The sequence below is a fragment of the Aeromonas molluscorum 848 genome, assembly GCF_000388115.1.
Classification (GTDB): Bacteria; Pseudomonadota; Gammaproteobacteria; order Enterobacterales; family Aeromonadaceae; genus Aeromonas; species Aeromonas molluscorum.
This window is the reverse complement of sequence record NZ_AQGQ01000223.1, coordinates 1-5,419: the sequence shown is the minus strand read 5'-3', so window position 1 is coordinate 5,419 and position 5,419 is coordinate 1. Positions and strand designations below refer to the sequence as shown.

General features: G+C 65.9%; 2 protein-coding genes and 1 pseudogene. All 3 read left to right on the top strand.

Annotated elements, in window-relative coordinates:
* The first annotated feature begins 89 nt into the window (after positions 1 to 89).
* On the top strand, positions 90 to 1,754 hold the full coding sequence (locus G113_RS18865; protein ID WP_005909167.1) for a (2,3-dihydroxybenzoyl)adenylate synthase: 1,665 nt from the start codon (positions 90 to 92) through the stop codon (positions 1,752 to 1,754).
* A 22-nt stretch (positions 1,755 to 1,776) separates the two neighbouring features.
* The gene (locus G113_RS18860; protein WP_005909166.1) at positions 1,777 to 2,676 is read left to right on the top strand and encodes an isochorismatase family protein; all 900 of its coding nucleotides are present in this window, start codon (positions 1,777 to 1,779) and stop codon (positions 2,674 to 2,676) included.
* A pseudogene (gene amoF / locus G113_RS18855) lies at positions 2,673 to 5,419 on the top strand (amonabactin biosynthesis non-ribosomal peptide synthetase AmoF); the annotation flags it as partial. The gene G113_RS18860 and the pseudogene amoF, both read left to right, overlap by 4 nt.

Genomic DNA, 5,419 nt, shown 5'->3' with positions numbered 1-5,419 from the left:
CTCGGATCCCGCCATGGAGTGGGCCGAGACCGGCACCAAGCTGGGTACCATGCTCAAAGCCCTGGGACCTGAGTCCCGGAGGTGGCGCAATGACCCAATCCAACCGCTTCCTGCCCTATACCCGCTGGCCTGATGCCTTGGCCCAGCGCTACCGTGCCAAGGGCTATTGGCGTGGCGAGCCGCTGACCGCCATGCTGGCGCGTCAATGCGAGCTGGCCCCCGAGGCCGAGGCCATCCTCTGCGGCGAGCGCCGCTTCAGCTATGGCGAGCTGGACGCCGGCTCGAGCCGGCTGGCCGCGAATCTGGCCCGCCACGGCCTGGGGGTAGGGGATACAGCGCTGGTGCAGCTCCCCAATGTGGCCGAGTTCTATCTGGTGTTCTTCGCCCTGCTGAAAGCCGGCATTGCGCCGGTCAATGCGCTCTTTAGCCACAACCGGCTGGAGCTCCTCTCTTATGCCGAGCAGATCACACCCCGCCTCTTTATCGGCTCGCTAACCCATCCGCTGTTTGCGACCAAGGGGTGCGAGAGCGAGCTGCTGATAAGCATCGGCGCCGAGCTGGTGCTGCTGGATGGCAATGGGGGGGAGCTGGGGCTGACCCGCTGGCTCGGCGAGGGGGATGCGGGGGACTCCCCATCCGTCTCCTTTGCCCCAACCCCGGCAGACGAGGTGGCCTTCTTCCAGCTCTCCGGTGGCAGCACCGGCACCCCCAAGCTCATCCCGCGCACCCACGACGACTACCTCTACAGCGTGCGCCGCAGCAATGAAATCTGTGAGCTGGGGCCCCATACCCGTTATCTGTGCGCCCTGCCGGCCCCCCACAACTTCCCCTTGAGCTCCCCCGGGGCCCTCGGTGTGTTCGAGGCGGGTGGCGCCGTGGTGCTGGCGCCAGATCCCGGCCCCATGAGCTGTTTTCCGCTGATTGCCCGCCACCGGGTCAACCTCACCTCGCTGGTGCCGCCGGCGGTCTCTCTCTGGTTGCAGGCGGCTGAATCTGACCCGTCAGTGCGCACTCAGCTCGAGAGCCTCGACTTGCTGCAGGTGGGGGGGGCCAAGCTGGCCGAGGCGGTGGCCAGCAAGATAGAGCCGCTGCTCGGCTGCCAGCTGCAGCAGGTGTTCGGTATGGCGGAGGGGCTGGTCAACTACACCCGGCTCTCTGATCCCGACGAGAAGGTGATCCACACCCAGGGCCGCCCCATGAGCCCGGACGACGAGGTGCGCATCCTCGATGAGGCGGGCAACCCGGTCGCCCCCGGCGAGCCCGGCGCCCTGCACACCCGCGGCCCCTATACCTTCCGCGGTTACTACCAGAGCCCGGCCCATAACGCCCGGGTGTTCGATAGCGATGGCTTCTACTGCTCCGGCGATCTGGTGGTACAGGATGCCGATGGTTACCTCACAGTGGTGGGGCGGCAGAAGGATCAGATCAACCGGGGCGGCGAGAAGATCGCGGCGGAAGAGGTGGAAAACCAGCTGCTGCACCACCCGGCCATCACCCATGCGGCCCTGGTCTCCATGCCCGACAGCGCCATGGGAGAGAAGAGTTGCGCCTTTATCGTCACCACCGAGCCGGGTCTCAAGCCGCTGGCCTTGCGCAAGTTTCTGCGCGAGCGCGGGGTGGCGGACTTCAAGCTGCCCGACCGTTTCGAAACCCTGGATGCCCTGCCGATGACGGCGGTGGGCAAGATTGACAAGCAGGGGCTGCGGGCGCGCATTGCGCACCTTATCGCCGGCAACCCCCTGACAACAGCATAAAACTAAAAGGAATCATGACGTTATGGCTATCCCAACCCTGAACAACTACGCCATGCCCAGCCAGTGGAAGGCCAACAAGGTCAACTGGACCCTGAACCCCAAGCGCGCCGCCCTGCTGATCCACGACATGCAGGAGTACTTCACCGCCTTTTATGGTGAGGACAGCCCGCTGATCGCCGCGCTCATTGAACAGCTGGTGGCCGTGCGCAAGCAGTGCAGGGCCCTCGACATCCCTGTCTTCTACACGGCCCAGCCTAAGGATCAATCCCCCGAAGATCGCGCCCTGCTCAACGACATGTGGGGGCCGGGTCTTAACAAGAGCCCCGAGCTGCAACAGGTGGTGGCAGGGCTGCGCCCGGAGCGTGACGACACAGTGCTGGTCAAGTGGCGCTACAGCGCTTTCCAGCGCTCCGAACTCGAACAGATGCTCAAAGCACAGGGGCGGGATCAGCTCATCATAGGCGGCATCTACGGCCATATCGGCTGCATGATGACCGCCTGCGACGCCTTCATGCGCGACATCCAGCCCTTCTTCCTGGCAGACGGGATAGCGGACTTCTCCCTGGCCGATCACCAGATGGCGCTCGACTACGTGGCGACCCGCTGCGGCAAGGTGATCCCCTGCGAGGAGGTGCTGGCGCTTGCACCAGCTTCCGTCCAGACCCATCCGTTGCTGACGTATGAGGGACTCAAAGCGAGACTGTTGAGCCATATCGATGAGGACGAAGGGGAGTTTGACCCCGACGAGAACCTCATCGACTACGGCCTGGATTCGGTGCGCATCATGTCTCTGCTCACAGAGTGGCGCGCCGCCGGGGTGGAGCTGGGCTTCGTGGACTTGGCCAAGCTGCCGACCCTTAATGGCTGGTGGCGTTTGATCGAGGCCAAGCTGGCAGCACAGGCGCTGGAGGTGACGCCATGAGCCGCTTCCCTCTGACCATACCCCAACAGGGGCTCTGGTCCGGTCATTTGCTCAACGACGACAAGGCCATGTTCAACACCGCCGAGTGCATCGCCTTTGATGGCAAGGTCGACGTGGCCGTGCTGGTGGCTGCGCTCACCCGGGCTGTGGGTGAGTGCGAGGCGCTCAAGGGCCACTTCGAAAACGATGGGGAGGCGGTCTGCTTCGTCTCGGACGAGGCCCCACTCGCCTATGACGAGGTGAACCTTGAAAGCGATGACGAGGCTGCTGCCCGCGCCTGGGCATGGGCCGATCTGCGCCGTCCGTTCGCATTGACCCAAGAGGCTCCCTGCCGCTTCGCCCTGCTGCGTGGCCCCGGTCGAGATTACCTCTACAGCTGCGTGCACCACATAGCCCTGGACGGCTTTGGCACCACCATGCTGTTCCAGCGTATCGCCGAACTCTATGGCGAAGGGCTGGCAGGGGCTGTGCCGTCGCCATCACCGTTTGGCCTGCTGGATGAGGTACTGGCCGAAGAGCTGGCCCGCGAGGAGAGCGGCAAGAACGCTGCCGCCCGCAGCTTCTGGCAGGAGCAACTGCAAGCCTGGCCCGAGGTGAAATCCTTTGGCGAGACCCGCGCCCCCATCGCCGCCGAATTTATCCGCGAGAGCCGTCCGCTGCCCGCGGCGCTGTGGCAGGCGCTGACCGGCTTTGCCGACGAGCACAAGCTGGGTTGGCCCGATCTGCTGCTGGCCGGCCTCTCGGCCCAGCTCTCCCTTGCCAGTGGCCAGCAACAAACGTTGCTTGGCCTGATGATGATGAACCGCATCGGCTCGGCGTCGCTGACAGTGCCCTGCATGCAGATGAACATCACCCCGTTGGCGCTGGCGCTCGGTGAAGAACTGGATCTGGCGGGGGCGGCCGGCGCCGTGGCCAAGGCCAAGCGCGGCGTGCGCAAGCACCAGCACTACCGCTACGAACTGCTGCGCCGAGACCTTGGCCTGGTGGGGGGCGACAAGCGATTGTTCGGCCCCCTGGTCAACATCATGCCGTTCGACCATGCCCGCCGGTTTGGCCCCCTCAATGCCCATATCCTCAACATCAGCGCCGGCCCGGTGGAGGATCTCACCATAGAGGTGCAGGTTGGCGCGGATGGCCAGCCCAGACTGGATCTGGACGCCAACCCCGGCTGCTACCAGCAGCAAGATCTGGCTACGATCGCCGATACCCTGTTCTCCCTGCTGGCCCGCTGGCTGGCCCAGCCCGCCCAGACCCTGGGGTCCCTCAAGGCCGATTGGCTGGCCGAGCAGCGGCTGGCTGCGCTGATCACTGGGCCCGCCCACGAAATGATCAAGGTGCGCCCTGTGTTGGACGCGCTCTGCCACTTCGCCGCCCAAACCCCGAACAAGATTGCCCTGATGCAGGGGGAGGCGAGTGTCAGCTACGAGGCACTGCTGGCCCGCTGCGAGCAGATGGCAGCCGCTCTGCAGACGTCCGGCGTGCAGCCGGGGGACAGGGTCGGGGTCATGCTGGCCCGCAGCCCCCAGGCCATCTTCGCCCAGCTGGCTGTGCTGTTGGCGGGCGCCGTCTATGTGCCGCTCGACCCCGAACAGCCGTTGGAGCGCCAGGGTCATATCCTGCGGCTGGGCGAGGTCAAGACCCTGATCACCCAGGCCGAGTATCGCCACAAGCTGGCCAGCCTGTTCGAGGGGCGCACTCTCTTGGCGGGGGAGCTGGTGAGCGACAACCGGCTCAACCAGCCGGCTGCCGGCCGCGCCGTCGCCTACCTGATGTTCACCTCAGGCTCGACCGGCCTGCCCAAGGGGGTGGCGGTCAGTCATGGGGCGCTGGATCACTTCGCCGCTGCCGCCCGCTGCCGCTATCACCTGAACGAGGGGGCCCGGATGCTGCAATTTGCCCCCTTCAATTTCGACGCCAGCATAGAGGAGGTGTTCGCCACCTTGAGCGCCGGTGCCACCCTGGTGCTGCGCACCGACGCCCTGCTCGAATCCATGGCCGCCTTTGCGGCCGGGGTGGAGCAGATGGAAATCACCCACCTCGATCTGCCCACCGCGTTCTGGAACGAGTGGGTGGTGGCGCTGACGGCGGGCCAGGCCCACATCCCTGCCGGGCTTACCACCGTCATCATCGGCGGCGAGGCGGTCTACCCCGAGCAGCTGGCCCAGTGGCAGCGCCAGGGCCGCTCCGATGTGCGCCTCTTCAACACCTACGGCCCCACCGAAACCACAGTGGTTGTGACCACCCAGGAGTTGCAGCAGGAAGACCCGAGCCAGGCCCAGTTGCCCATCGGCCTGCCGCTGCCCGGCATGCAGGCGCTCATTCTGGGGGCGGGGGAGCAACCCGCCAGCGAGGGTGAGCTGGTGCTGCTCGGCCCGCAGCTGGCCAACGGTTATGTGGGGGGGTGCAAGGCAGCTTCGATACCTTGCGGGTTGGAGCGGAGCAGATGCCCGTCTATCGCACCGGCGATCGGGTGCGCCTGGTGGCCGGCCGGTTGGTCTACCTCGGCCGGCGCGACAACGAATTCAAGATAAGCGGCTATCGCATCCAGCCCGGCGAGGTGGAGGCCCAGCTGCTGGCCCTGCCCGGGGTGGACGAGGCCTGTGTGCAGGGGGTGAGCATCGGCAGCGTACGCCGGCTGGTGGCCTTCGTGGCAGGCCTTGAGCGCGACAGTCGGGCCATCAAGGCGCAGCTGGCCAGGGTGTTGCCCGCCGCCATGATCCCCACCGACTATCGCCACTATGAC

Excerpts from the sequence above, each read along its gene's own strand:
- G113_RS18865 (WP_005909167.1), top strand. The coding sequence starts at position 90 with ATGACCCAATCCAACCGCTTCCTGCCCTATACCCGCTGGCCTGATGCC.
- G113_RS18860 (WP_005909166.1), top strand. The coding sequence starts at position 1,777 with ATGGCTATCCCAACCCTGAACAACTACGCCATGCCCAGCCAGTGGAAG.